The organism is Gemmatimonadota bacterium (assembly GCA_009692115.1).
GTDB lineage: Bacteria > Gemmatimonadota > Gemmatimonadetes > Gemmatimonadales > GWC2-71-9 > SHZU01.
The window spans coordinates 44,956-70,008 of record SHZU01000007.1; the positions used below are offsets into that span (position 1 = coordinate 44,956).

General features: G+C 66.7%; 23 protein-coding genes and 2 pseudogenes. 15 read left to right on the forward strand and 10 right to left on the reverse strand.

Annotated elements, in window-relative coordinates; all coding sequences use genetic code 11:
* Positions 1–15: 15 nt before the first annotated feature.
* Together EXR94_09530 and EXR94_09535 are read right to left on the reverse strand one after the other, a co-directional pair.
* A complete protein-coding gene (locus tag EXR94_09530; GenBank protein MSR02959.1) occupies positions 16–513 on the reverse strand; it encodes a hypothetical protein in 498 nt (165 codons plus the stop codon).
* Between the two features lie 3 nt (positions 514–516).
* On the reverse strand, positions 517–759 hold the full coding sequence (locus tag EXR94_09535; protein ID MSR02960.1) for a hypothetical protein: 243 nt from the start codon (positions 757–759) through the stop codon (positions 517–519).
* Between the two features lie 111 nt (positions 760–870).
* On the opposite strand from EXR94_09535, the gene EXR94_09540 reads away from it, so the two are divergent.
* Positions 871–2,298: a D-glutamate deacylase gene (locus EXR94_09540; GenBank protein MSR02961.1), complete on the forward strand. Its 1,428-nt coding sequence runs from the start codon at positions 871–873 to the stop codon at positions 2,296–2,298.
* 24 nt (positions 2,299–2,322) lie between these two features.
* On the opposite strand, the pseudogene EXR94_09545 reads toward EXR94_09540, so the two are convergent.
* Positions 2,323–3,339, reverse strand: a pseudogene (locus EXR94_09545) (hypothetical protein).
* A 192-nt stretch (positions 3,340–3,531) separates the two neighbouring features.
* Between EXR94_09545 and EXR94_09550 the strand changes: the two are divergent.
* The 5 genes from EXR94_09550 to EXR94_09570 all read left to right on the forward strand — a co-directional run bounded on the left by EXR94_09550 (position 3,532) and on the right by EXR94_09570 (position 6,694).
* Positions 3,532–3,894 carry a DoxX family protein gene (locus EXR94_09550; GenBank protein ID MSR02962.1) on the forward strand — a complete coding sequence of 121 codons (363 nt, stop codon included), beginning with the start codon at positions 3,532–3,534 and terminating at the stop codon, positions 3,892–3,894.
* Between the two features lie 41 nt (positions 3,895–3,935).
* Complete coding sequence (locus EXR94_09555) at positions 3,936–4,127, forward strand: hypothetical protein (GenBank protein MSR02963.1); 192 nt, start codon at positions 3,936–3,938, stop codon at positions 4,125–4,127.
* Positions 4,128–4,298: 171 nt separating this feature from the next.
* Positions 4,299–4,736 carry a hypothetical protein gene (locus EXR94_09560; GenBank protein MSR02964.1) on the forward strand — a complete coding sequence of 146 codons (438 nt, stop codon included), beginning with the start codon at positions 4,299–4,301 and terminating at the stop codon, positions 4,734–4,736.
* A gap of 220 nt (positions 4,737–4,956) precedes the next feature.
* A complete protein-coding gene (locus EXR94_09565) occupies positions 4,957–5,124 on the forward strand; it encodes a DUF2256 domain-containing protein (protein MSR02965.1) in 168 nt (55 codons plus the stop codon).
* Positions 5,117–6,694 (forward strand): cryptochrome/photolyase family protein, encoded by a 1,578-nt coding sequence (locus tag EXR94_09570; protein MSR02966.1) that lies wholly within the window; start codon positions 5,117–5,119, stop codon positions 6,692–6,694. The genes EXR94_09565 and EXR94_09570 overlap by 8 nt, the downstream gene beginning before the upstream one ends.
* A gap of 61 nt (positions 6,695–6,755) precedes the next feature.
* On the opposite strand, the gene EXR94_09575 is transcribed toward EXR94_09570, so the two are convergent.
* Positions 6,756–7,454 (reverse strand): SDR family oxidoreductase, encoded by a 699-nt coding sequence (locus EXR94_09575; protein ID MSR02967.1) that lies wholly within the window; start codon positions 7,452–7,454, stop codon positions 6,756–6,758.
* A 108-nt stretch (positions 7,455–7,562) separates the two neighbouring features.
* Complete coding sequence (locus EXR94_09580) at positions 7,563–8,021, reverse strand: fasciclin domain-containing protein (GenBank protein ID MSR02968.1); 459 nt, start codon at positions 8,019–8,021, stop codon at positions 7,563–7,565.
* 136 nt (positions 8,022–8,157) lie between these two features.
* Here EXR94_09580 and EXR94_09585 point away from each other — a divergent pair, with 136 nt between their 5' ends.
* From EXR94_09585 to EXR94_09595, 3 genes are all read left to right on the forward strand, one after another.
* Positions 8,158–9,096 carry a MerR family transcriptional regulator gene (locus tag EXR94_09585; GenBank protein MSR02969.1) on the forward strand — a complete coding sequence of 313 codons (939 nt, stop codon included), beginning with the start codon at positions 8,158–8,160 and terminating at the stop codon, positions 9,094–9,096.
* Positions 9,093–9,650 (forward strand): CIA30 family protein, encoded by a 558-nt coding sequence (locus tag EXR94_09590; protein MSR02970.1) that lies wholly within the window; start codon positions 9,093–9,095, stop codon positions 9,648–9,650. The genes EXR94_09585 and EXR94_09590 overlap by 4 nt, the downstream gene beginning before the upstream one ends.
* 203 nt (positions 9,651–9,853) lie before the next feature.
* Positions 9,854–11,218 (forward strand): M20/M25/M40 family metallo-hydrolase, encoded by a 1,365-nt coding sequence (locus EXR94_09595; GenBank protein ID MSR02971.1) that lies wholly within the window; start codon positions 9,854–9,856, stop codon positions 11,216–11,218.
* 15 nt (positions 11,219–11,233) lie between these two features.
* Here the strand turns inward: EXR94_09595 and EXR94_09600 are convergent, their stop codons facing one another.
* From EXR94_09600 to EXR94_09610, 3 genes and pseudogenes are all read right to left on the reverse strand, one after another.
* Positions 11,234–12,673, reverse strand: a complete 1,440-nt coding sequence (locus EXR94_09600; GenBank protein MSR02972.1) for an amidohydrolase — start codon at positions 12,671–12,673, stop codon at positions 11,234–11,236.
* 63 nt (positions 12,674–12,736) lie between these two features.
* Positions 12,737–13,255 carry a GNAT family N-acetyltransferase gene (locus tag EXR94_09605; protein MSR02973.1) on the reverse strand — a complete coding sequence of 173 codons (519 nt, stop codon included), beginning with the start codon at positions 13,253–13,255 and terminating at the stop codon, positions 12,737–12,739.
* A gap of 10 nt (positions 13,256–13,265) precedes the next feature.
* Positions 13,266–13,533, reverse strand: a pseudogene (locus EXR94_09610) (hypothetical protein).
* 248 nt (positions 13,534–13,781) lie between these two features.
* Here EXR94_09610 and katG point away from each other — a divergent pair.
* Positions 13,782–15,992: a catalase/peroxidase HPI gene (katG, locus tag EXR94_09615; GenBank protein MSR02974.1), complete on the forward strand. Its 2,211-nt coding sequence runs from the start codon at positions 13,782–13,784 to the stop codon at positions 15,990–15,992.
* Between the two features lie 185 nt (positions 15,993–16,177).
* Here the strand turns inward: katG and EXR94_09620 are convergent, their stop codons facing one another.
* Entirely contained in the window at positions 16,178–16,807 is a 630-nt protein-coding gene (locus tag EXR94_09620) for an ABC transporter permease (protein ID MSR02975.1), read from the reverse strand.
* Between EXR94_09620 and EXR94_09625 the strand changes: the two genes are divergently transcribed.
* A complete protein-coding gene (locus tag EXR94_09625; GenBank protein ID MSR02976.1) occupies positions 16,674–17,456 on the forward strand; it encodes a hypothetical protein in 783 nt (260 codons plus the stop codon). The two genes, EXR94_09620 and EXR94_09625, sit on opposite strands and share 134 nt — an antisense overlap.
* A 1-nt stretch (position 17,457) precedes the next feature.
* On the opposite strand, the gene EXR94_09630 is transcribed toward EXR94_09625, so the two are convergent.
* Entirely contained in the window at positions 17,458–19,644 is a 2,187-nt protein-coding gene (locus tag EXR94_09630) for a CocE/NonD family hydrolase (GenBank protein MSR02977.1), read from the reverse strand.
* Between EXR94_09630 and EXR94_09635 the strand changes: the two genes are divergently transcribed.
* From EXR94_09635 to EXR94_09650, 4 genes are read left to right on the forward strand one after another with little or no spacing between them, the layout of a single operon-like run.
* Positions 19,379–20,386, forward strand: a complete 1,008-nt coding sequence (locus tag EXR94_09635) for a hypothetical protein (protein ID MSR02978.1) — start codon at positions 19,379–19,381, stop codon at positions 20,384–20,386. The two genes, EXR94_09630 and EXR94_09635, sit on opposite strands and share 266 nt — an antisense overlap.
* Positions 20,356–23,061: a hypothetical protein gene (locus EXR94_09640; protein ID MSR02979.1), complete on the forward strand. Its 2,706-nt coding sequence runs from the start codon at positions 20,356–20,358 to the stop codon at positions 23,059–23,061. Before EXR94_09635 ends, EXR94_09640 begins: the two co-directional genes overlap by 31 nt.
* Complete coding sequence (locus EXR94_09645) at positions 23,058–23,507, forward strand: aminotransferase class III-fold pyridoxal phosphate-dependent enzyme (protein ID MSR02980.1); 450 nt, start codon at positions 23,058–23,060, stop codon at positions 23,505–23,507. The genes EXR94_09640 and EXR94_09645 overlap by 4 nt, the downstream gene beginning before the upstream one ends.
* 19 nt (positions 23,508–23,526) lie before the next feature.
* A complete protein-coding gene (locus EXR94_09650; GenBank protein ID MSR02981.1) occupies positions 23,527–25,023 on the forward strand; it encodes an amidase in 1,497 nt (498 codons plus the stop codon).
* Positions 25,024–25,053: the final 30 nt, after the last annotated feature.

The window sequence follows — 25,053 nt, forward strand, 5'->3', positions numbered from 1 at the left end:
GCGGCTTCGTCCGACTCAGAGGAGGTTGCCGGGCGCCAGCAACCCGGCCGGATCGAACTCCCGCTTGATGGCTCGGAGCATCCGCTGCTGGGTGCCACTGAATTGAAGCGGGAGCCACTTTGCCTTGACCTTGCCGATCCCATGCTCGGCGGCCACCGTGCCGCCTAACGTGATGACGTCGCGCGCCGCGCCCCGAGGATGTCCGCGCTCCAACGCCGCCCGGAGGGCCTCGTCGTCGACGATGCCGCCCCGCGCCAAATTGGCGACGATCGAGCCGGGCCGAAGCCGGGCCAATTCCACCGCCCCGACCAGGCCGTGGGTCTCGTCGGTCAGCGGGGTATGTACCGTGACAATGTCGGCCACGTCGCAGAGGCTGCCTAACGTCGCTATTCGGCCCGCGCCCAGCGCCAGGAACCGCTCCTCGGACACATAGGGATCGTAGGCCAGAACCTTCATGCCGAACGCGCGGGCCCGCGTGGTGATTTCGCCCCCGATCCGGCCCAGCCCGACCACACCTTAGGTCCGGCCCTTGAGTTCGGCGCCGAGGAACTTGTCTCGCTCCCACCGCCCGGCCCGGAGCAAGGGTTCGGATATCTTGGTGGCGCTTCGCCCGACGATCGCGTCGTAGTCGCCGATCCGGGCCAGCAGGTCTTCAGCGGGAAGGGTGGGGAGTTCGTCGACGATGAAGTCGGAAACCCCCTGCAGGAGATCGGCGCCTTCGCGGTCGATCCCGTCGGTTACGAGAATACGGAACGTCATCGGCGGAATCTAACGGGGGTTGGACTGGCCCCTTCCGCCGAATCGGCTGCGCCGTTAGCCTCAAGTTTCCGAACCCTCACCTGAGCGGTCGGTTCTGCCTTCGGAGGCTCTATGAATGTCGTCCTTCTGTTCAGCACCGCCTTGCTGTTCGGCGCCGCTTCCACGACCACCGGGCAGGAACCGCCGTTCGATCTGGTCATTCGCGGAGGCCGGGTCATCGATCCCGAAACCCGGACCGACCGGATCGCCAACGTCGGGATTCGTGGCGCGACCGTGGTCATCGTCACCGACGCGTCGATTACCGGCAAGCGGGTGATCGACGCCCGCGGCCGGATCGTCGCGCCCGGGTTCATCGACATCCTGAGCGGCGGATTCACACCCGAGGGCAGCCGCTACAAAGTGACCGACGGCGTCACCAGCATCCTCGGCATGCACGGCGGCCCGGTGAACATGACGGCGTGGTACGACAGCCTGGGCCGGGGCGGCATGCTGGTCAACTACGGCACCACGGTCGGTCACGCGGCGCTCCGGGCGGCTGTCGGGATCACCGACCGGGAAAAAGCGGCCACCGACCTGCAACTCGCCGAAATGCTCAAACTCGCGCGCCAAGCCATCATGGAAGGCGCGGTCGGGATCGGATTCGGAGTCCAGTACACGCCGGGGGCCTCTGAAGAGGAAGTCCTCACCCTCTTCCGGCTCGGCGCCGAGTTCGGGGTGCCGGCCCATTTGCACACCCGGTTCCTCGGTCCGCTGGCACCGGAAAACAGCGTCAAAGGTATTCAAGAGGTCATCGCCGACGCCGCCGCGACGGGGGTCTCCGCGCAGGTCGTTCACTTGAACTCGATCTCGGTGGTGCAGCGCGGGGTCGAGACCGCCCTCGAATTGATTTCGGGGGCCCGGGCTCGGGGCATCGACGTCATGGCCGACGCATATCCGTGGGAGGCCGGCTCGACCGGGCTTGAATCCGCCGTGTTCGACCCGGGCTGGCAGCAGCGGATGACGATCACCTATTCCGACATCGAGTTGGTCAAGACCGGCGAACGGCTCACCGAGGCAACGTTCAAGCAGTACCGCGAGGACGGGAAGCCCGACGGCGTGGTCATTCACTTCGTCACCAAGGGGGCCAACGTCGCCGCGCTGACGCATCCGCTGGTGATGGTCGGCAGTGACGGCGGGATCCTGGACGGTCGCGGCCATCCGCGGGGCGCGGGTACCTATGCCAAGTTCCTCCGAGAGTACGTCCGGGAGGGGCGCCATCTCACGCTGATGGAAGCGATTCGGAAAATGACCCTGATGCCGGCCGAGCGATTGGTGAAGGCGGCGCCGGTGATGCGCCGCAAGGGCCGGCTCTCGGCGGGCGCCGACGCCGACATCGTGGTGTTCGATCTGGCCCGGGTCCGCGAGCGAGCCACCTACGCCAACCCGGCCCAGTACTCGGAAGGGTTCGACTACGTCGTGGTCAACGGCGTCGTGACTGTGGATGGTGGTAAGCTGGCGGATGGGGCCGCCGCAGGCCGACCGATTCGAGGCGCGCCTTGAGCAACGCCGCCGGCTCGGCCCCGGTCAAAACCGGTCGGGCCGGGCGGCCTCCCAGCCGTGCGCCAGACTCCCGGTGACGCCGGACGCCAACAGCGACCCTGGTTCGATGGCCGGATAGATCTCACTGTAGTTGCGAATCTCGGTCGCCGTCACCCGCCGCATGATGTACCAGGGCTTGAGGTCCGACAGACGAGTAAATCCCGCCGTACCGAGAACCTCGAAGCAGCTTTTCACCGTCTCCTTGTGATACCGGGCCACCGGGACCGGCTTGCCGCCCGACGCCTCGCGGAGCTGGTGGAAGCACTCGACCAGCCCAAGCAGGGTCGAGAATGTGGTGTGGGCCGGTGGGGAAATGACGTCTTTCCCCGGTTCGACGCCACGGATCTCGACGATCTCCGGCGTCAGCTTTTTCGCCAGGAGAATTCCTCCGGGTTGAACCGTCCCTGCTTGTCGCGGCAGCTGAAGTATCCGGTCCCGATCTGCCAGATCAGGTTACCACCAGGGCCGAGGTGGTAGGGGCTTAAGCCAACCTCGCCGGTGTTGAGAGCCAGTACCGCGTTCTTGCTCAGCGAGCCGTAGCTCATCGCCGAGACGCTGAAGACCGACGCGGAGTACGGCACCCGGCAGGCCGGCCCGCCCACCCACCAACACCCGTTCGGACGTGTGGTCTGGCGTCGTGGGCATCAGCGAGTGGTTGATCCATTCGTAGCCGGCCGCGTAGACATCACGCTGGGTGCCGAACGGCAGGGTGTCGAGTTCACCCTTGGCCCGTTAGTACATCACCGAGTGATCGTTCCGGCTGAACGGTTTTCCGTCGTTGGTGGACTCGACGAAATACTGGTTGATCTCGGACCGGATCTTTTCGAGGAGAGCGCGGCCGTGGCCGATGACCGGAAAGTTCCGCCGGACCGCTTGGTGGGTCTGGGTCATGTCGATGACGCCGTGGACAATCAGCGGGCCGATGACGACGAGGGACCACAACACGCCGGGCCAGAACACGGCAATGCCCACCACCACCAGGGTGACGAGCGCAATGCCCACGACAAGAGGAAGATGCCGGGGCCGGCACTGACGCGGAAGGTCAGCCGCGAAGGTCGAGCTCGGGTTCAAACCCGGCCCATCTCCACCAATTTGCTTGACAAAACCAGTACAAGCGTGCAACGTACCTGTATGTCACATGGACAGCATGGCCGGTGTATGACAAACGGGTCAGGACCAACAAGGAGGTTAGGGATGGAGTTCCTAGGAATCGGAAGCAGCGTGCTCATCGCGTTGGGGCTTCTCAATGTCTGGGTCTTGCGAGCCGGGAAGCCGACCGCATGGCGCGGCCAAAACGCCCAAACGCTCCGTGAGGAGTTCGCCACCTATGGACTGCCTCCGTGGTCGGTGACCGCGGTCGGGATCGCCAAAGTCACTTTGGCCATCCTGCTCTTGGCTGGGATCTGGTGGCCGACCGTTTCTCGGCCGGCGGCACTTGGGACCGCGGTCTTGATGCTCGGTGCCGTGTCGATGCATCTCAAAGTTCGCGATCCCATCAAGAAGTCGCTGCCCGCGTTGGCGTTGCTCGGCCTGTCTTGCCTTGTGGCCTTCCTGTGACGGGCCCCGGCGTGACCAAACCATCTTCGGGAGTTCCCAACATGCAGCGACGTAAGCTTCGAGTTCGTGCGGGGCTGGGCATCCTTGGGGCGGCGTTCGTCTCATTCCTGTTGTCCATCACGCTCTGGTTTACCGGCAGCCGCGAGCAAGGCGCTTTCGTCGGTCTGTGGGTGCCGTCGATTCTCTCCTTTGGCACCGTCGCTCTTCTGATGATCGGAGATCAACGTGAGTGACCTCGCGCTGTTTGCCATGGGCGTCGCGGTTTCGATTCCAGTGGGGGTCTGCATCGTCGGCCTGGTAATGGCGGCGATCAGGGACGGACGCGACAACGACCACTTGTAGGGGAAGCTCCGCGCCGGAGAACCGGATTCCTCTCCACCCGGCAAGCGAACCCTTTCGCTCAGATGGCCCCATCCTCTGGTAACGCCTGGCTGCTGCTCGTCCACTGCGCGACGACGTTGTTCATGCTGGGTGTCATCTGGTTCGTGCAAATCGTTCACTACCCTTTGTTCCAGCACGTCGGCGACAGCGGATTCGTGGAATACGAGCGGCGGCACACCCGCCGGACCGGCTGGGTCGTTGCGCTGCCGATGGTCGCCGAGTTGGCGAGCGCCGTCGTCCTCGCCTGGCGGATGGGGGGCGTCCTTGCTTGGGGTGGGCTTTCCGTCTTGGGGCTGATCTGGGTGAGCACCGGCTTCTGGCAGGTACCCGCCCACCGACGGCTTGAGGGTGGGTTCGACGTCGCGACCCACCGCAGGCTGGTACGGATGAACTGGGTCCGAACTGTGGCCTGGTCGGCCAGGGCCGTCCTCGCGTTAGCCCTGCTGGCCGGGGCACGCTGAATGTCACCTGCGCCGAAGATCGGTGCCGCCTGGCGCCGATAAAGAAGAGTCATGGGGCCTTTCCGGGGGAGCGCCGGCCGGCCGGGGTCCGCGTGCCCGAGGTGGATCGTCGCGAGGCCCAAGGCCGAGCCATCGGCCTGTCCCAGCTTGACGCCCGTCCCGCGGACTGGGCATGCATTTCAGCTGGACCGCTCTGCGCGGCCTCGCTAAGTTGGTCGGCATGCCTCCGCGCAACCGCTCGTTCCGCGGCAACAAAGCCGCGTTGCCGAGCAAACCCTGCGTGGCGTGCGGCTTGCCAATGAGTTGGCGTCGCAAGTGGGCAAAAAACTGGGCCGCCGTGAAGTACTGCTCCAAGGCATGTCGTCACGCCAAGGCGCCGCGTGGCTGAACTGCGCGTCTTGATCGTGGTCTTGGGTGACCAGCTCGATCTCGAAGCCGCCGCGTTCGACGGCTTCGATGCGGGTGTCGACGCCGTCTGGATGGCCGAGGTGGCTGACGAGTCGACCCACGTGTGGTCGAGCAAACCGCGAACGGCCATGTTCCTGGCGGCAATGCGGCACTTCGCGCTGGCCCTGCAAGCTGCCGGCCGGCCGCTCCACTACACCCGGCTGGATGCTGCCGGCAACGGCGGCACCCTGGGCGCCCAATTGCAGGCCGACGTCGAGCGCCTCCGGCCCGCCCGACTGGTGATGACCGCACCGGGCGACTGGCGGGTGCTGCAAGCGATCAACGCCGTGGCCAAGTCCAACCGTCTGCCGCTGGAGGTCCGCGAGGACCGCCACTTCTTCAGTAGCGTCCGCGACTTCGCCGCCCATGCCAAAGGCCGCAAATCGCTCCGCATGGAGTACTTCTATCGCGAGCAGCGGAAGCGACATGATGTGCTGATGCAGGCCGGTGAGCCCCTCGGCGGCCAATGGAACTTCGACGCCGAGAACCGCGAGGCCTTCGGCGCTGCCGGTCCGGGTAAGGTGCCGCCGCGCCGGTCCTTCAAACCCGATGCGGTCACTCGCGAGGTGATCGCGCTGGTCAATACCCGTTTCGCGCCGCACCCCGGCCGGCTGGACCGCTTCGACTGGCCGGTGACCCGGGCGCAGGCGCTCAAGTCCTTGCGCGCCTTCATCACGGAGCGCCTGCCGTTGTTCGGGCGCTACCAGGACGCGATGTGGCCGGGCGACCCGTGGCTGTACCATTCGCACCTGTCGGCCGCGCTCAACCTGAAGCTGCTGAACCCCCGCGAAGTGGTGGCTGCAGCCGAACGGGCGTACCACGACGGGCAGGCGCCACTGGCCAGTGTCGAGGGCTTCATCCGCCAGATTCTTGGGTGGCGCGAATACGTGCGCGGCATCTACTGGACCCAGATGCCCGAGTACCGGGAGCGAAACGCCCTTGGCGCGGCGGAAGATCTGCCCGCCTGGTACTGGACCGGCGCCACAGACATGGCGTGCCTCGGCGATGCGCTGACCCAGACGCTGGCGTACGGCTACGCCAATCACATCCAGCGGTTGATGGTCACCGGTCTCTACGCGCTGATGCTGGGGGTGCAGCCCAAGCAGGTGCACGCTTGGTACCTGGCGGTTTATGTCGACGCAGTGGAGTGGGTCGAGTTGCCCAACACCCTGGGGATGAGCCAGTACGCCGACGGCGGCGTGATGGGCAGCAAGCCCTACATCGCCACCGGCAAGTATATCCAGCGGATGAGCCCGCACTGCAAGGCCTGCTGCTACGACCCCGCACTCCGCAGCGGCGACCGAGCGTGCCCGTTCACCACCTTGTACTGGGACTTCCTGATGCGCCATGAATCGACGTTGGCCAGGAACCCGCGCATGGCGCTGCAAGTGAAGAACGTGGCCCGCCTGACCGATGCCGAGAAGCAGGCGGTGACCGCCAGGGCGGCCGCGATCCGTCGTGGCGAGGTCGGGGCCCCCGGCCGTGAGGACCAGCAGCCCTACTCGAGGTGACTCCGCAGCATGAGGATGCACGGTCGATCCGGCCGCGCGGCCTGCGGACAACTGGCATGCGTCACACCCGGACCGCCGACATCCCCCCGTCAACCGCCCACACTTGACCCGTGATCCACTTGGCCTGGTCGCTCAGCAAGAACAACGCGGCGCCGGCCAGGTCTTCGGGTTGACCAATCTGCTTGAGTGGATGCCGGTCCCGACTGGCCTGAATCCGGGCCTCGTTGGTGAGCATTCGTGCGGTCAACGGTGTGTGGGTGAGGGATGGGGCCAGGGCGTTGACGCGAACCGAGGGCGCCCATTCGGCGGCAAGCGACCGGGTCAAACCCTCCACCGCGCCCTTGGCCATGGCGACCGAGGCATGGAAGGGCATCCCCTGTTGGACGGCGACGGTACTGAAGAGGACGACCCCGGCGTGCTGCCCGGCCTTGAGCGCGGTGCCCGCCGCCTGAAGGACTCGCACCGCACCAAGCGCGGAGATCTTGAAGTCCGCGAGGAAGTCGGACTCCTGGAGACTCCGGAATGGTTTGAGGTTGATGCTCCCGGGACAATAGGCCACGCCATCCAAGGTGGCCGGAATGCCGACCGTCGCCAGATCCGCCTCCAAGACATCGGCGCCGATTTCCATGAGGTCCGGGGACGACAATCCGGATGTCCGCCGGGAAAGACCGATCACCGCATGGCCCAGGGCCAAGGCGTTCTTCGCCATGGCAAGCCCAATCCCGCTCGAATGGCCGACAATCAGATAGGTCCGTTTCATTGAGCGTACTCTGGTGGAGGCGAACCGTTAGGTCTCATAGGAAAAAGGGGCCGCCCTCGCTGGGGCCGCCCTCGCTGGGGCCGCCTCTTCCTCTGCGCCGAAGCTGATTCAGCTCGGGAGCAGAACCGAGTCGATCACGTGAATGACCCCGTTCGAGGCCATCACGTCCGCCGCCAGAACCTCGGCGCCGTTGATCATCACCTTACCATCGCGCGTCGCGATCGCGACCGTCCCGCCCTGCACGGTAGTCGCCGAGGTCAACTTGACCACGTCGGCCGCAAGAACGGTCCCCGGAACGACATGGTAGGTCAAAATGGCGGTCAACTTCGCTTGGTCCTGGAGCAGGGCCTCGACCGTGCCCGCCGGCAATTTGGCAAACGCCGCGTCGGTCGGCGCGAAGACCGTGAACGGACCCTCGCCCTTCAAGGTCTCCACCAGACCGGCAGCGGCCACCGCGGCCACCAGGGTCTTGAACGAGCCGTTGGCGACGGCGATGTCGACGATGTCCTGATGGATCGTAGCTGTAGCAGTCATGGTGCCTTCTTTGGGTATGGATGAACCAACCATCGGTTTGCCTACTCGTCGGCCTCAGATGAGCCAAGGGGGGAAAATACAATTTCGTTCATCTGTTGTCAAGGTATATAGCTGGACAAAACATTGACTTGACGGAGTTGGCCCACTATGGTTCATAGGCCGCTACTGAATGGATAGTGTGCCCGCCACCGCCAAACACCCGATCCGGGTCGTCACCGCCCGCACCGGCCTCAGCCCCGACGTGCTTCGGGCCTGGGAACGCCGGTACCAGGTGGTGGAGCCGTCGCGAAGCGGCGGCCGGCAGCGGCTTTACAGTGATGCCGACGTCGAGCGGCTCAAGCTGCTCCATCGCGCCATCATCGCCGGGCGGAGCATCGGGACGGTGGCCGGCCTCTCCCCGCGCGAGCTCGAGAAGCTGGTGCGTTCCGACGATTCCGCCACGAGGGTCACTGCTCCGGCGCTGGCTGAGGCAACCACGCGGGCGATCGCCTCGCACCTCGCCACGGCCTTCGACGCGATTCAGGCGTTGGATGCCGCCCGTCTCGAGCGAATCCTCAAGACGGTCTCGCTCCACCTGAGCGTGCCGACCATGCTCGATCATTTCATCGCGCCGCTCCTATGGCGGATCGGCGACCGCTGGGCGGGTGGCGACCTCTCCCCGGCCCAGGAGCATCTGGCGTCGATCGAGGTCCGTCGCCTCCTGGCGTGGCTGGTTGAACGCGCGGCGGTCGAGCCCGACGCTCCGGTCATCGTCGTGACCACGACCACCGGACAACTGGTGGAGCTGGGCGCCATGTTGGCTGCCGCGAGCGCCGCGACCGAGGGCTGGAAGGTTGTCTATCTCGGCACCAGCCTGCCCGCCAATGACATCATCACGGCCGCTCGGACCCTCGGCGCCCGGGCCGTGGCGATCAGCCTGGTTCTCGAGGTCGCCGGTCCCGAGACAGCCAAAGAGCTCGATCGCCTCGCCAGGGGGTTGCCCCGGGGCACCTCGCTCATCGGCGGCGGGCGAGCGGCCGCCGCCCATGCCCTGCAGTTGCGGCGTCTTGGCGCCCAAGTCTTTCGCGACCTCGTGCCGTTCCGAACCTGGCTCCGTTCGGCCCGATGATCATTGCGTGTTGGTTAACCTCACTGGCCCTGACGATGACCGCCGATACCGCCGGTAGGATGCTCTACGACTTCCGGGCTCCGACCAAAACCCCTCCCTGGCGGATCGTGAACGATGACGTGATGGGCGGCCGTTCCTCGAGCCAGTTCCAACTCGGCGCCGATGGTGGCGCGGTGTTTTCCGGGGTGGTTTCGCTGGAGAACCGGGGCGGCTTTGCCTCGGCGCGCTCGGCGCCGCTCCGAGACAAGCTCGAGGGCTCCGACACCTTCGTGCTCCGGGTCCGCGGCGACGGACGGGGATACCAGTTTACCGTCCAAACCGGGGCGGGTTTCAACGCACCCACGTACCAGCTCGCGTTCATGCCGAGGCGGGGCGAGTGGGGCGAGTACCAACTGGCCTTCGACGACTTCGTGCCGACGTTTCGCGGACGGCGACTGGCCAACCTGCCGCTGCTGACAGCGGAGAAGATCGTCTCGGTCGGGGTTCTGATCGCGGACCAGCGAGCCGGGCCGTTCCAGTTGGAGATCAGCTGGATCAAGGCGGTGACCCGGTGACCCCGGAGGCCATGGCCCTGGCCCGTCGCCGTCTCCGGCTCGGCATCACCAACATCGGCTTCTGGGTGGTGGCGGCATCCGGCGGTCTGTTCTTCCTCTGCAGGGCCCGTCCGAACGCCATCAGCCTCTCCGACGGTGCCCTGGTCTTTGCCGCCGCGGTCGCCGCGCAGGCGGTCTTCGACTTCCTGGGCGGTCGGTTGCTGATGCCGGAGCCGCGCCCGACGATGAGGGCCTACCTCCGTTCCTGGTCGCGCGGCGTATTGGCGCACAGCCTGGTGCTGACCACGGTCGGGGTTCTCAGCTACACCAGCTTCCAGCTCACCGGTGGATTCGGAACGTCGATCCTCGTCGCGACCGCCGGTTTGGCGCTCGGTCGGCGGCTCCTGCTCCGCGCGGTGGCCGGGATCGTAGCCAAGGCAGCCCCCGCCGAAGGCGAATCACGGCTGATCGCGACCGCCACGGACCCGGCATTCACCGGCGGGATCCTCGGGCTCGGCCCAACCGCGCAAACCCTGCTTCCCGAACGCTGGTTGGCGAGAGAGTTCAGGGAAGACCTCTCCGTGGAAACCGTCCGGCGTCAATGGCAGATCAACAACGGGTTGCCCCTCCGGACTTTCCTCGTGGTCTTGGGTTGGAATCTCCTGGGCGGCTGGGCCGGCTCGACGGCTTTCGCGTTGGCCGCCCGAACTCCGGCGGAAGCGCTGGTCGGCTACGCCTGTTGGATGACCCTCTGGGCGTTCGGGGGCCTGTTGATCCTGCCGGCCCTGAGCCGCCCGGCGGTGTTCGCCGCCGACCGTGCCGCCCTCGATGCCGGTCATGACCCCCGGCGTTGGATTGCGCGGTTTCCGAACCTGGTCGGCGAAGATGGGAGCCCAAGCGCAGCGGTCCAGGCGATCTTCTACCCGATTCCTTCGGCCCGTTGGCGGCTCGACCGACCCTTGAAGACGAACGAAGTCACCGCCGCGTACTTCAAGCAGATGGCCAAGACCGAGACCTGGGCCGTCCGAGCCGATCTCGAGCGGGTGGCGGCGGGATCACGCGAGGCGATGCTCCGAGTGGCCCGGTCGTCGACGTCGTGGAATGCCACCCTCCGCACCACCTGTGTGGCGACGATGCTCGAGGGCGGCCATGCGATGAACGCGCTGCCCCAGTTGGCGGCCGCGACGATCAATTGCCGAGTCCTTCCGGAGGACGAGCCGGACTACGTCGAGGCCGCCCTCCGTAAGGTCGTCGCCGATTCGGCGGTTGCCATCAGCCGCGTCAACGCGCTGGGCCGCGGGCCGGCCTCGCCGCTCCGGCCGGACGTGATGAGCGCCGTATCCGAGATCACCACCGCGATGTGGCCCGGCGTCGTCACGGTGCCGATCATGGTCATGGGCGCGACCGACGGCCGCCTGCTCCGATCAGCCGGGATCCCGACGTATGGGGTGCAAGGGTTCTTCTTCGACCGGGACGACATCCGCTTCCACGGCCGAGACGAACGGATCCGGGTGCAGTCGTTTTTCGAGGGGCACGCGTTTCTCTACCAGCTGGTGAAACAGTTGGCTGGCGCGAAGCCGATCTCGTGACGAAGGGCTCGCTGCCTATCGAATGCCGACGAGCCCCTTGACCGAGGCATAGAGTTTGGCGCTGTCGTAGCCGATGCCGTCGCGGAAGACCACGGTGACTTTCCGAATGTCGGCGGGCTTGCTCACCGGATCTCCGGCGATCACCGCGAGGTCGGCGGTCTTGCCGACCGCTATCGAACCCAACCGATCGGCGATTCCCAGGACCGTGGCCCCGTTGAGCGACATGACCTGGATCGCCTCGGCCGGGGTGAGCCCGGCCTCGACCAGCAATTCATAGTTCCGGTGGTCGCCGATCCCCGCCGGCACATTCCACGCGGGGTCGACGCCGGCGCCGAGCAGGCCGCCGGCCCGGAAGAACGCCACCTCGTACTCCATGGACTTCTTGAGCGCCTGCTGCGCTATCTCGGAATGGCCGGCGGCCTCGACGCCGCGATGGCGGGCCTCTTCCTCGGCCTTCGAGTCGGGCGCAAGCGCGTCCCAGAGCCGCGGGTCGTCGCCCCAGGGCCGTCCGGCAGTCCCTGATTCGTACACGGCAAGAGTCGAGGTCATGGCCACCTTGCGGGCGGCCATGTCGGCGAAGGTGGCTTTGATCCGCGGATCGTTGGCAATGTCGAGCTTCACATAGACGTCACGGATGCCCGCGGGACAGAGATCGGGCTGCTTGTTCGGCAGGTATTCGGAGTTGGTCATCAGGCCGTGTTCGAGGGCGTCGATCCCCGCGGCAATCGCGTCCCGGAAACCCACCGAGCAGAGGTGCCCGGTCACCTTGAGCCCGCGCTTGTGGGCCTGGTCGGTGATCGCCGCGAGCGTCGCCACCTGGAGCTGGTTGTAGACCTTGAGCCAGGTGGCCCCTTCTTCGGCCCAGTAGTCGACGACTTTGCGGGCCTGCTCGGGACCCGACAGCTCGTGCATGCCGAGGAGGTCGAGACGCATGTCGGGTCCGGGACTGATCAGGTACGGTCCGGTGACGAAGAGCCGGGGGCCGGGGATCTCGCCGCGTTCGATGTTGGCTTTGAGGTTGATCTCCGCATAGGGCGACGCGCTGCCGGTGGTCCGGATGGTGGTGACCCCCGCGCCGAGGTAAAGACGGGGTGCCGTGAAGTTCGACTGCACGGCGCGGGGCGCGAGCGTGTAGTAGAAGGTGTGATTGTGGAGCCCGACCAGGCCGGGGATCACGGTGTGGCCGGTGAGATCCATGACTCGGGCGCCGGCGGGGATCTTGGCACCGGCGGCCGGTCCGACCCAGCTGATCTTGCCCCGCTCGAGCACGATGGTCTGATCGGCGCGGGGTGCCGTCCCGGTGCCATCGATCAGTTGCACGTGGGTCAGGGCCACGACCGGGGCGTCGACCGAGACGTACTGGCGGACGCCCGATCCCAGGTTCTCGAGAGACTGTGAGGTGGCGATGGACGGGAGCGCGGCGCTGAGGAGCGCGAGCCAGGGAGCGATTCGCATGGAAGGCCTGAGTCAGAGTCTCCTCAATACTACTGCCGATTGGCGGCCAGCCAACCCCCCGCCTCAGCCATCCGCCAAGAGCGGGGCGAGGAGTACCCAGTCGGTTTGCCGGTCGCTCCCCACTAAGAAGTCATGACTCCCGATTTTCGCGAACCCGGCCTTCAGATAAAAGGCGATCGCTCGCGGGTTTCGCTCCCAGACACCGAGCCACAAGTGATGGCCACCGAGTTCTTGGGCCGCCTCGCGCGCCGCGAGCATCAGCGGCATCGCCGCTCCGGTTCCCTGCACGGAGCGAACCAGGTAGAAACGATGGAGTTCAACCGGTTCGGCGGCCACCACGCACGCCGGCGCCGACTTGCGGCGCACTTGGGCGAAACCGATGAGTTGGTGGTCCCGGTACGCGAGCACGGTTCGGACGTCGGGGTCGGCTAGCTCAGCGGCCTGCTGGGCCCTGCCATAGGATGACTCCAGGTGGACCTTGAGGTCTTCGGGGCGGTTGTCCGCGCCAAAACTATCGGCGAACGTGCGCGCCGCCAGTTCCGCCAGTACCGACGCGTCGGAGACGCCTGCGCGCCGAATCATGACCTCCACTTTACGGGTCCTCGCGCGCTGCCTTGATGGCGGCGATATCGATCTTCTTCATCCGAATCATCGCATCGAACGCGCGCTTGGCGGCAGCGGGATCGGGATCGGTGATCGCCTTGGTCAGGGCGATCGGCGTGATCTGCCAGGACAGTCCCCATTGGTCCTTGCACCAGGCCGCACGCGCTCTCCTGGCCGCCGTTGCCGACGATCGCGTTCCAGTCCTCGGCGTCGCGATCGTACCAAAGGCGCAACCTGTTCTTGGCCGGGTTCGGCATGTCACGGCTCCATTCGGATCGGGGCTCTGGGAAGTCTAGATCCACCCGCCGGGTCCGAGTAGTGCTCTCGATCCTCCTCTCCCTGTTTCACCTGGCGGACGACATCATCCCCTCGGCGCTCGGGTTGTGGCGCCTGCGATCGGGCCGGCGCCCCGGGGCCTAACCCAGCTTGGGATGGTCTTCCGGTGATCTCGGATGGTATTTTGAATTGATCGGACACTCAAATTTACGCACCATCGGAGCGAATCATGGACGGCAATGCACCCAAGGCCGGAGACAAGTGCCCGGTCATTCACGGAGGGAGCCAGGCAACGACGGCTGGAGGCAGGTCGAACCGGGACTGGTGGCCCAACCAACTGAACCTCGCGATACTCCATCAGAATTCGCCTCTGTCCGATCCCATGGGCACGGCGTTCAACTATGCCGAAGAATTCAAGAAGCTCGACCTCGAGGCCCTGAAGAAGGACCTCTTCGAGTTGATGACGACCTCGCAGGACTGGTGGCCGGCCGACTACGGTCACTATGGGCCGCTCTTTATTCGGATGGCGTGGCACAGCGCCGGAACCTACCGCACGGGTGACGGCCGCGGCGGCGCGGCTTCGGGCACTCTGCGCTTTGCGCCTCTCAACAGCTGGCCCGACAACGGCAATCTCGACAAGGCCCGTCGGCTGCTCTGGCCGATCAAACGGAAATACGGCAAGCAGGTCTCTTGGGCCGACCTCATGATCTTCGCCGGCAACTGCGCCATCGAGTCGATGGGACTCAAGCCCTTCGGCTTCGCCGGGGGCCGCGCGGACGTCTGGGAGCCCGACCAGGACATCTATTGGGGCGCCGAGGCGGAATGGCTCGGCGACAAGCGCTACTCCGGCGACCGGGAACTCGCGAACCCGCTTGGCGCCGTGCAAATGGGACTGATCTACGTGAACCCCGAAGGACCGAACGGCACGCCGGATCCCCTCGCGTCGGCCCGAGACATCCGGGAGACCTTCAAGCGGATGGCGATGGACGACGAGGAGACGGTCGCCCTTGTCGCCGGTGGCCACACCTTCGGCAAGGCGCACGGCGCCGGCGATCCTAAGCTGGTCGGACCGGAGCCCGAGGGAGCCGGCATCGAAGAACAGGGGCTGGGCTGGAAGAACCGCTTCGGCACCGGCAAGGGTGGCGACACCACCACCAGCGGGATCGAGGGCGCCTGGAAGCCGAACCCGACCACTTGGGACAACGGCTACTTCGATACGCTGTTCGGCTATGAGTGGGCATTGACGAAGAGCCCGGCCGGAGCCCACCAGTGGACGCCCAAAGACCCCGCCACGGCCGCGACCGTGCCGGATGCGCACGATCCGGCGAAGCGGCACGCGCCGATGATGACCACCGCCGACATGGCGCTCCGGGTGGATCCGATCTACCGCCCGATCTCGAAGCGGTTCCACGAACATCCGGACCAGCTGGCAGCGGCGTTTGCCAGGGCATGGTTCAAGCTGACCCATCGCGACATGGGGCCGCGGCCCCGTTACCTCGGCGCGCTCGTGCCGCGGGACGAGCTGTTGTGGCAGGACCCCATCCCCGCCGTGGATCACCCGCTGATTGACACGAAGGATATCGCGGCTCTCAAGCGCAAGGTCCTCGCGTCGGGACTGTCCGTCGCCCAGCTCGTCTCGACCGCCTGGGCGTCGGCCTCCACCTTTCGTGGCTCCGACAAGCGTGGCGGCGCGAACGGTGCCCGGCTCCGCCTCGCGCCGCAGAAGGATTGGGAGGTCAACCAGCCGGCCAAGCTGGCGCGGGTTCTGGAGACCCTCCTGACCATCCAGAAGGAGTTCAACACCGCCCAGACCGACGGGAAACAGGTTTCGCTCGCCGATTTGATCGTTCTGGGCGGGTGCGCGGCGGTCGAGCGGTCAGCGACGAAGAGCGGGTTCAAAGTGAAGGTGCCCTTTTCTCCCGGGCGGATGGATGCGTCTGATGAGCTGACGGATGTGGAGTCGTTCGCCGTGCTCGAACCGATCGCCGATGGCTTTCGAAACTACCAGAAAGCGGACTACACCGTATCGGCCGAGGCGTTGCTGGTCGATAAGGCGCAGCTCCTGACGCTGACCGCGCCCGAGATGACGGTGCTCGTGGGCGGCCTCCGGGTGCTGAGCGCGAATTTCGGGCAGTCCAAGCACGGCGTCTTCACGGACCGTCCCGAGATCCTGACCAACGACTTCTTCGTGAACCTGCTCGACATCGGGACCACGTGGAAAGCGACCTCGAACGCCGCGGACGGGTTCGAGGGCCGTGATCGGGTGACGGACGACGTGAAGTGGACCGCTACTCGGGTGGACCTCATTTTCGGGTCGAACTCAGAGCTCCGGGCGGTATCGGAGGTGTACGCCCAGGACGACTCGAAGGGGAAGTTCGTGCGGGACTTCGTGGCGGCGTGGGCCAAGGTGATGGACTTGGATCGGTTCGATCTGGCCTGATCCAAGCGACCGGCGGTCATGCTCGACGCCGGCCGCGCTGTCCTCGGCCCTCGCTGACTGAAGCCCGAGGGGCGGTAGCCCTTGGGCCGGGTCGTCCCAGTTGGTGCAACCGGCGTTAAGGATCGGGTAGAAAGCCAGGAAGGTCAGGACGACCAGGCCCACGGCCAGCAGCGGCATTTTGGTTTTCATCGTACCCTGGCCGCCTCCGTCGCCGACCTGGTCTCGAATCCGTCGGCTACCAAGGTGGCCGAGACCACGACCAATACCAAGGCCAACCCCGGCACCAGGCCGACCCACGGCGCATTGACGACGGTGTCGCGTCCCGAAGCGATCAAGGTGCCCCACGAGGTGGCCGGCGGCTGAACCCCGAGCCCCAAGAACGACAATCCGGCCTCGAGCGTGATCGCGTTGCCCAAACCCAACGTGGCGGCGGTGAGGAGCGGCAGTGCCACGTTGGGAAGCAGGTGCGTCAGAAACAACCGAATCGGCCCCGCGCCGAGCGCCCGCGACCCCTCAGCGTAGGGCCGGTCGAGGTGACTCAGGGTCTCGGCATAAGTAAGCCGGGCTACCGGCATCCACCCCGTCAACCCCAACGTGAGGACGATGAGCGCCGCACTCGGCTGCCAGAGCGCCGCGAGCAACAGCAACACGACCACCCGGGGCAACGCCAGCGCGAAATCGGTGATCCCAAGGAGAACCGCGGTAACCGGCCGGGGCGCCAGGGCCGAGAGCCCGCCGATCGTGATCCCGACCCCGACCGACACGGCGGTGGCGAGCAGCGCCACGGCCAGCGAAATCCTGGCCCCGAACACCAACCGGCTCCGGGTCCTCGACTACTCGCTGTTGTTCAGCTATGCCATCGTGTTCAACACCCGGCGGCCGCCGTTTGACGACGTTGCGGTTCGGCGGGCCATCGGCTTGGCCATCGACCGGCCCTCGATCGTGTCGGGCTATTCGTTCGGATTCGGGGTGCCGGCGTCGGGGCCGTTGCCGCCGGAGTTGAGCCGGGGGCCGGTCGTGGCGCCGCTCTATGCTCCGGGTCGCGGGCGGGCCATGTTAGGCAGTTCGCCCCGGAGCTTCGAACTGCTCACCGTCGGTAGCGGCGAGGCGGCCATGGAGCAGATGATCCAGCAGCAGCTGGCGCGGATCGGCGTCACGGTCATCATCCGGCAGGTCGAGTTGGCCACGTTTCTGGAACGGGTCCAGGGCGGGCACGACTTTGAGGCGGCGGTCATGGGGATCTCAGGTGATCTCCAGTTGGGATACCTTCGATCCCTGGCGGACCTAGCCGGGTTGTCGGTGCGGGGACAAGGCCGCACCTTGGTGCCGGTGTTCCGCGACTCGGTGCCGGTCACCTTTCTCTATCACGCCCGGGGCGTCCAGGGAATGAACCGGCGGCTCGAGGGGGTGCGAATGGACATCCGGGGCGAACTGGCCGGCCTGGCGGAGTGGCGGCTGCGATAGGTTACCTGTTGGCCGGCGGAATGATGGGGAGAACGATCCGCGACGGGTGCGCGGGATCATGGTAGACGGCGTTCTCGGCAACCTTCCATCGCCGGCTCTGACCGAGGGGCTCGCCGGTGTTCGGATTGATATCGAACCGCGGAAAGTTACTGCTGGAGATATCGAGCCGGATCCGGTGCCCGCGCCCGAAGATGAGTGACGTCGGATACATCTCGATGGTGTATTCCTGGGGACCGGCTCCGGCGAGGAGCCGGGCCGATTTCAGCGACTGGCGATAGCGAGCCCGGACGATCCCATCGCCCACGTTGAGATCCACACCCGCGGGGTAATCCGGGTTTGGAGGATAGACGTCGATCAGCTTGACGGTGAAGTCGGTGTCCCGCGCGTCGGAGCCGGCCCAGAGCGTCACCACCAGCCGGCCGGTGACCTCCAGGTCCTGTTCGAGAGGCGGAGTCTGAAACACCAGCACATCGGCCCGGGCCGAAAGCGGAAGATTGTCCCGGCAGAGCCAGTGGGCCGGTGAGCACCGTTGGTCCTGAGCTCCCCGGGGCATCAGCACCCCTTCGGACGAGACATTGCCGCCGATCGTCGGCACCGGATTCCGGGGATCGAAGGAGTACCCTGTCGGCGCGGCCGCTCGCGGCATCCGCGGAGCCAGGGAGCCGCCGGCCTGGAGGTAATACGGAGTGTATTGAGTCCGTGCGAGCGGCCATTCGCGCTCGTCGCGCCAGGCTCCGCCCACGAACAACCGGTTGTCGGGCGTCTTGTGGGCATCACCGCCGCCCATCACGAAGAGCCGGACCGGCGGCTCCCGGTCGACCCCGTTCTCGATTCCCAGCAACCAGCGGTCGAACCACCGTTTTCGAAGCCCGTTCATGTCGATGGCGGCCGCGTCACCGAACTCGGCCATGCCCGCATAACTCACTTCCTGCCCGCCATGGGTCCAGGGTCCGATGATCAGGCGCTGGAGGCTCTTCTTGGTCTTCGACAACTGGAGGTAGTTCATGTTGGCCACCTGGGTTCCCCAGGAGTCGTACCACCCGGTAACGTGATAGGCGGGAACATCTTGGTACCGCCTCAGATGGTCCACCACGCTGGCACCCATATCGGCCCAATAGGCGTCGTTGTCACCGTGCCGCATGGCCTCCACCAACCACGATTCGTAGTCCGGGGCGAACTTGAGCGCCGTGGTCCCGGCCTGGAGCGGCAGCGCCCGCGCCGATTCCTGGATCTTGGTACCGAGTTCGAGCAACGCCGGAATGGCCGCGGGGGTGGCGGCGGCCCGGGTGGCGGCCAAGAGTGCGTTGGGCGAAGCCGAGAGGCCGGTGGCCGCGGCCCGGGTGCCGGTGGCGTTGCCTAACGTCATGATCCAGTTGAGCCACCGGAGCTCGAAGGCGCCGTGGTGGCGAATCCCGTAGTACCCGGTGTTGCTCATCGCGTCGACCGGCACCATGGCCGCCAAACTCGGCGCATTGGTGATGGCGATCGCGTGCTGAGTGGCGCCGCCGTACGAGGTGCCGACGGTTCCCACTTTGCCGTTGGACCAAGGCTGGGCCGCAATCCACGCCAGCAAGTCGGCCCCATCGGGCCCGTCGTCACGGAGTGGTCGCCACTTCCCTTCGGAACCGTAGCGCCCCCGGATATCCTGGCGCACCACCGCGTAGCCGAGCGGCACGAAATACTGGACCTGCGATTCGGCCCCGCTGGCCATGTTGTACGGGGTCCGCTCGACGATGGTCGGGAACCGGCCGGACACCACGCCGCCCCGCCCCGGGGTGTAGACGTCGGTCGCGAGGCGGACCCCGTCTCGGGAAGTGACCATCACGTTTCGGCTAGCGACCACCTCGAACGGCGTCGAGTCCCGGGCCTGCGCCAACGCGGGAAGCGGGAATCGGGCAAGCGAGAGGGCCGCGAGAGCGACGATGGTGCTCGCGGAAGGACGGAGGGGTGGCACGCGGGTCTCTTCCTGGAAGTTCTCCCAAGCTACGCGGTCGGGGGCGGGCGGTCCACTCGGGATCGCGGAAGCCCGATGCGCGCTCCTCCCAACCCCGATAACTTTGGGCGTGCCTTGGTCTGCTCCCCCTCTAGTTCGGGCTTCTGCGCCGACCCGGCTCGACTTTGCGGGAGCGTGGACCGACGTGGCCCCCTTCGCGACCGAACGACGGGGGGTCGTGGTCAACGCCGCCATCGAACTCCGTGCGGAAGCCGAACTGCAAGTTGGCGGTGACCGCTACCGGCTCGAGGCCAAAGACCTCGCCCAGGTGGTCGAAGCCGATTGGGATGTGATGAATGAGCGGGACGGCTGGCTCGACCTCCTCAAAGCGGCCGTCCGGATCCATCAGTTGCCGCCTTGCCGACTCACCACTCGCTCGGCGCCGCCGCCCGGCAAGCAAGACCAATATGCCGCCGCACTCGGTGGGTTTCATCGGTTAGACTTCTCGGCCGCCGGGGTTCTGGTCCGCCCGTTGGCAGTGCCGCCGGCCTTTGCCGACTGGCTGGCCCGTCACATCATCGTGTGCTACACCGGGCAGTCGAGGGTATCGTCGGCCACGATCGGGCGGGTCATGGCCCGGTTCGTCGCGCGCGAGGCCGGGGAGGTGGCGGCGCTCGAGGGCCTGGCCGCACTTGGTATCAGGATGGCCGAAGCCCTCGAAGCGGGCGATGAGCGAGAGGTCGGCGACCTCTGGTCGGCCAATTGGCAAATCCAACAGCGGCTCGACCCGGGGATGCAAACGCCGGTCATGGCCCGGCTCGAGCAGGCGATGGCCGACTGCGGATCGTTAGGCGGCAAAGCGGCGGGGGCGGGCGCCGGCGGGACGATGTTCTTCGTCATCGGGGACGATCCGGCCCGGGCCGCCCGGGTGGCGGCGGAGCAGGGGTCGACCGTTTTACCACTGCAATGGGCATGGGAAGGGGTGCGGGTGTGGTAACGATCGAGGAGATCGAGGCGCGGCGGCCGTTGCTCGGGCGGGGCGACCTGGCGGCACTACTGGCTCGCCAGCTGGCGCGGGCCGGACGGCTGCTGGAGCAGGCGCCGGTAGTGCCGGACCAAAAAGCCATGCTCTCGACCGACGGCGGGATCTGTCCCAAGTGCGGGACGATTCTGGCCTTCGATCCCTGGAGTCCGAAGGTCCACACCTGCGGGGCATGTCAGGCCACCGTCACCGGCCCCCGCCACGACGGGCACTGGGCCCGGACCCAGCACCTCTGGATCGCCGAGCGGGCGGCCGAGCTGGCGGCCGTCGCGGTCCTGACGGATGATCAGCGGTGCGCCGAACGGGCCTGTCAGCTGCTGGCGGCCTACTACGAGTTGTATCACGCGCTTCCCAACGACGACAATGTCCTCGGCCCCACCCACCTCTTCTTCTCGACCTATCTCGAGTCGATTTGGATCACCAACTACCTCGCGGCCGCCCATCTCCTCCGGGAGCGCGGCTGGCTCAACGAAGCCGACGTCGAAGCGATCAACGCCATTGCCGACGAAGCGGCCCAGCTGATCGGCGAATTCGACGAGGGCATGAGCAATCGGCAAACCTGGAACGCGGCGGCGTTGACGGCCATCGCGGTCTGGTTCGATGATGACGACCTGGCCCAATCGGCCATCGAGGGACGGACCGGCCTGCTCGGCCACCTGACCGAAGGGTTCGGGGACGACGGGATGTGGGCCGAGGGCGAGAACTATCACTTGTTCGCGATCCGGGGGTTAGTGACCGGCATCGCCTGGGCCCGGGTGGCGGGGGCCGATCTGCTCGCCGATCCGGTCTTGGTACAAACGTTAGGCAGAGCGTTGATGGCTCCGGCCAGAACGGCGCTGCCGGACCTCACGTTTCCGGCCCGGAAGGACTCCCGGTTCGGCGTCTCCCTGGCTCATCCGGCATATCTCGAAGTGTGGGAGTGGGCGCTGGCCCGATTGGGCGACGACGCCCCGGACGACTTGGGCTCCTGGCTGGCCGCGCTCTACCGCCAACCGGCCCGGGGCGAACTGACTTACGACGCCTATCTCCACGATGCCGGCGAAACCGCTCGCGCGACCACAACCCGGGCCGACCTCTCGTGGTGGATGCTGTTCGCCATGGCCGAGTCGCTGCCCGAGGCGGAACCGTTCGCCTGGAACAGCGAGTTGCTGGCGTCCCAGGGCGTGGCGGTACTCCGGCGGGGTACTCGGTACCTGAGCCTCGAGTGCGGGGGGTACGGCGGTGGCCATGGGCATCCCGATCGGCTGCAGTTGACCCTCCATGCCGACGGGGTTCACTGGCTGGCCGATCCCGGCGCCGGCTCCTACGTGTCGCGCGACCTGTTCTGGTACCGGTCGACCCTGGCCCACAATGCGCCGATGCCGGGGGGCCGTTCGCCGACAATGGAAGACGCCCGGTGTTTGGCCTTCGATGAGTCCGGTGACTGGGCCTGGGTAGTGGGTGAATTTTCCTCGTTCAAGCGGACCGTCATTACCGGGCCCGATTGGATCCTCGACCTCGTCGATGGCGATCCGGGGTTCGAGTTGCCGTGGCACCTCGACGGCGAGGTCGTCGTCGAAACCGCCGGCCGGTGGGAACCGGCGGTGCTGGACCACGAGTTTGCCAAGGGGGCCGAGCAGTTCGTGGCCGACGGCGGCGACGTGGTACTCGCGGCGCGGAAAGGGGAAGCCACGGTGCGCCTCCACCTGGTGGGCGGCACGGTCATCCGGGCCACCGGCCTCGGGCGACCGGGCGACCCCGAGCGTCCGTTCTATCTCGTCCGCTCCGGCCCGCTTCGTCGGCTGGCGGCGGTGCTCGACCTTTCCGGCGGTGTCGGTGAGGTGGTTGTTCAGCCTGATCGCGTCACGGTGGGTCGGGTCGAGATTCGGCTGGGGCAGGGGACGGCCACGGTGGTGACGCCGGATGGCTCGATTGCCTTGGGCGGGGCGCGGGCGGCTCCGGTGGTTCGGAAGGCGTTGCTCGCCGAGCGGCCGATCCGCACCGAGGGGCGGGCGCTTCGGGTGGACCGGCAACCGGCCCTCGACGGGTCGCTTGACGGATTCGATGATCGGGCGCCACTCGAGATGGCCGACGAAGGGCACTACTACCGGAGCGAGGAGCCGTACGCCGGCCCCGACGATTTTGCGGCCACGGCGTTCGTCAACTGGGATGTCGGTCATCTCTACCTCGCGGTGCAGGTCCAGAAACCCGAGGTCGTGGTCTCCCCGGCCGGTACGGCGCCGCTCCGGCTCGATAACGAACCCGACGATATCCACTCCGACGGCATCCAGGTCTACTACCAGATCGGCGCGGCCGGCGAACCACGGGCATTCGTAATTCGGCCCGATGAGGCCGGGGGCATTCTGGCCCGGGCCATCGACGAGAAGGACCGGGCCATGGCAGCGGAGATTCGGGGAGGATCGGCTTGGCTCGAGTTGGGCTACTCGCTCACGGTCAGGTTGCCCTGCGGGGAACTCGGGGAAACGTCCGGCCAGCCGCTCGTCCTGTTCGACGTGGCGGTCAACGAGGCCCGCCCGGGGCGGATCCGGCGGGCCGGACAGTTGGCGTGGGGCGGCGGGAACGGGTGGATCTATCTCCGGGGCGACCGGCGGGATCCCCGTCAGTGGGGTTCGCTCAAGCTGCTCGGATGACCATTCCGGGTGTGACCTCGACCGGCAGCAAGCGACCCGAGTCTCTGTTTGGGCCGGGCGACCTCAGCGGGCTGCCGACGACGATGATGATGCGGAGCGCGGGATCCCGGCTTTGGGACGCCGAGGGGCGCGAGTACCTCGATTATGTGATGGCGTTAGGCGCTGTGACTTTTGGGTACGGTCACCCGCCGCTTCGCTCCAGCCGCCGCACTCGCCCGACAGAGGAGGCCAACCAAGCTCGGGCCCATCTTGCCGCCGGCGCCAAGGACGACAAAATCACCGGGGAGATCCCGGAGCGTTTCCACTACGGTGGCGGTGATGTGGGCTTGAGTTACGGCCTTCGGATTTTCGGCGAGAAGATGTCGGTGTCGTTAGGGCTCCTCAATACGACGGACGGTGGAGTGTTCCCCGGGGTTCCCTACGTGGACTTCGTGATCCGGTTCTGATCTTTTTTGCCGAGACCCCATGCCTTTTGATGACTATCACCGATACGATGGGCACGGCCTCGCCGAGCTGATTCGGACCCGGCAGGTCTCCGCGCGCGAGGTGCTGGAGGCGGCGCTGGCCCGGGCCGACCGCCTGAACCCCATGCTCAATGCCATCATCCACCGGATGGACGACGCTGCCCGGGCCGCCCCGGTCGGCGCCGGGCCGCTCGGCGGCGTCCCGTTCCTGATCAAGGATCTGGTCCAGTTGGTGAAGGGCGAGCCCTATCGGGCCGGCAGCCGCTTCCTCGGCGATTACCGTCCCGATCACGATACCGAGTTGGTGACGCGGTTTCGCCGGGCCGGGTTGGTCCCGTTCGGCAAGACCAATACTCCGGAGTTCGGCCTCACTCCGTATACCGAGCCGGAACGGTTTGGGCCGAGCCGGAATCCGTGGAATCTTGCCCGCACCACCGGCGGCTCGAGTGGTGGCTCCGCCGCCGCGGTGGCTGCCCGGATCGTGCCCATCGCGGGCGGCGGCGACGGCGGTGGCTCGATCCGGATCCCGGCTTCCTGCTGCGGCGCGTTTGGTTTGAAGCCCAGCCGGGGCCGGAATCCAACCGGCCCGGATGTCGGCCAACTCTGGCACGGCGCGGTGGTCGACCACGTCATTACCCGGAGCGTCCGCGATAGCGCCGCGGTACTCGACGCCACCGCCGGCGCCGATCCCGGAGCGCCCTACGCCTGCCCGGCTCAGGAGCGGCCCTATCTCGAGGAAGTGACCCGAGAGCCTGGCAAGCTCCGGGTCGCCTTCACCACGAGGTCCTTCCTCGGCCAAGCCTCGCATCCGGACTGTGTGACCGCGGTGACCAACACGGCGGCCCTGCTGGAATCGTTAGGCCACCACGTCCTCGAGGCAGCACCCGTCTTCGACGGCGCCGGATTCGCTAATGCGTTCGTCACGATGGTGTGCTCCGAGTGCGCCGCCGATGTTCACGATGCCGGCCTGATTCTCGGGAAGAAACCGACCCGGACCGAGTTCGAAGCCGCCACCTGGGCCGTCCGCCTGCTCGGGAAAGCGCTCTCCGCCGAGGATCTGGCCATTGCGCTCCGGGTCGTTGGGCAGGTCGGGCGGAAGGTCGGAGCGTTCTTCGAGCAGTACGACGTCTTGCTCACACCCACCCTGGCAGTGCCGCCCTTTCCGATCGGCGCCCTCCAGCCGAAACCGGCGGAACGCGCCGCGCTCGAAATCGTTGGCCGGATCGGGTCGGGCCGGTTAGTCAAGGTGACCGGCCTTCTCCACCAGATGGCCGATCAGATCTTCGAGACGATTCCGTTTACGCCGCTGTTCAACGCCACCGGGCAGCCCGCCATGAGCGTGCCGCTCGAATGGAATGCCTCCGGTCTTCCGATCGGTCTTCATTTCGTGACCAAGCTGGGCGACGAAGCCACCCTGTTTCGGCTCGCGGGTCAGCTTGAACAGGCCCGCCCCTGGGCCGACCGGATTCCGCCACTCGGAGAGACTGCCCGTGGCTAAGCCAGCCGCCTTCAAGCTCGTCAAGCGCGC

Coding starts and splice junctions, on each gene's coding strand:
- EXR94_09650 (MSR02981.1), top strand. CDS start 23,527: ATGCCTTTTGATGACTATCACCGATACGATGGGCACGGCCTCGCCGAG.
- EXR94_09605 (MSR02973.1), bottom strand. CDS start 13,255: ATGATTCGGCGCGCAGGCGTCTCCGACGCGTCGGTACTGGCGGAACTG.
- EXR94_09635 (MSR02978.1), top strand. CDS start 19,379: ATGGTGCTCGCGGAAGGACGGAGGGGTGGCACGCGGGTCTCTTCCTGG.
- EXR94_09580 (MSR02968.1), bottom strand. CDS start 8,021: ATGGTTGGTTCATCCATACCCAAAGAAGGCACCATGACTGCTACAGCT.
- EXR94_09575 (MSR02967.1), bottom strand. CDS start 7,454: ATGAAACGGACCTATCTGATTGTCGGCCATTCGAGCGGGATTGGGCTT.
- EXR94_09565 (MSR02965.1), top strand. CDS start 4,957: ATGCCTCCGCGCAACCGCTCGTTCCGCGGCAACAAAGCCGCGTTGCCG.
- katG (MSR02974.1), top strand. CDS start 13,782: ATGGACGGCAATGCACCCAAGGCCGGAGACAAGTGCCCGGTCATTCAC.
- EXR94_09550 (MSR02962.1), top strand. CDS start 3,532: ATGGAGTTCCTAGGAATCGGAAGCAGCGTGCTCATCGCGTTGGGGCTT.
- EXR94_09595 (MSR02971.1), top strand. CDS start 9,854: ATGCCGGAGCCGCGCCCGACGATGAGGGCCTACCTCCGTTCCTGGTCG.
- EXR94_09560 (MSR02964.1), top strand. CDS start 4,299: ATGGCCCCATCCTCTGGTAACGCCTGGCTGCTGCTCGTCCACTGCGCG.
- EXR94_09540 (MSR02961.1), top strand. CDS start 871: ATGAATGTCGTCCTTCTGTTCAGCACCGCCTTGCTGTTCGGCGCCGCT.
- EXR94_09585 (MSR02969.1), top strand. CDS start 8,158: ATGGATAGTGTGCCCGCCACCGCCAAACACCCGATCCGGGTCGTCACC.
- EXR94_09645 (MSR02980.1), top strand. CDS start 23,058: ATGACCATTCCGGGTGTGACCTCGACCGGCAGCAAGCGACCCGAGTCT.
- EXR94_09590 (MSR02970.1), top strand. CDS start 9,093: ATGATCATTGCGTGTTGGTTAACCTCACTGGCCCTGACGATGACCGCC.
- EXR94_09555 (MSR02963.1), top strand. CDS start 3,936: ATGCAGCGACGTAAGCTTCGAGTTCGTGCGGGGCTGGGCATCCTTGGG.
- EXR94_09640 (MSR02979.1), top strand. CDS start 20,356: ATGGGCATGGGAAGGGGTGCGGGTGTGGTAACGATCGAGGAGATCGAG.
- EXR94_09600 (MSR02972.1), bottom strand. CDS start 12,673: ATGCGAATCGCTCCCTGGCTCGCGCTCCTCAGCGCCGCGCTCCCGTCC.
- EXR94_09630 (MSR02977.1), bottom strand. CDS start 19,644: ATGGCGGCGTTGACCACGACCCCCCGTCGTTCGGTCGCGAAGGGGGCC.
- EXR94_09535 (MSR02960.1), bottom strand. CDS start 759: ATGACGTTCCGTATTCTCGTAACCGACGGGATCGACCGCGAAGGCGCC.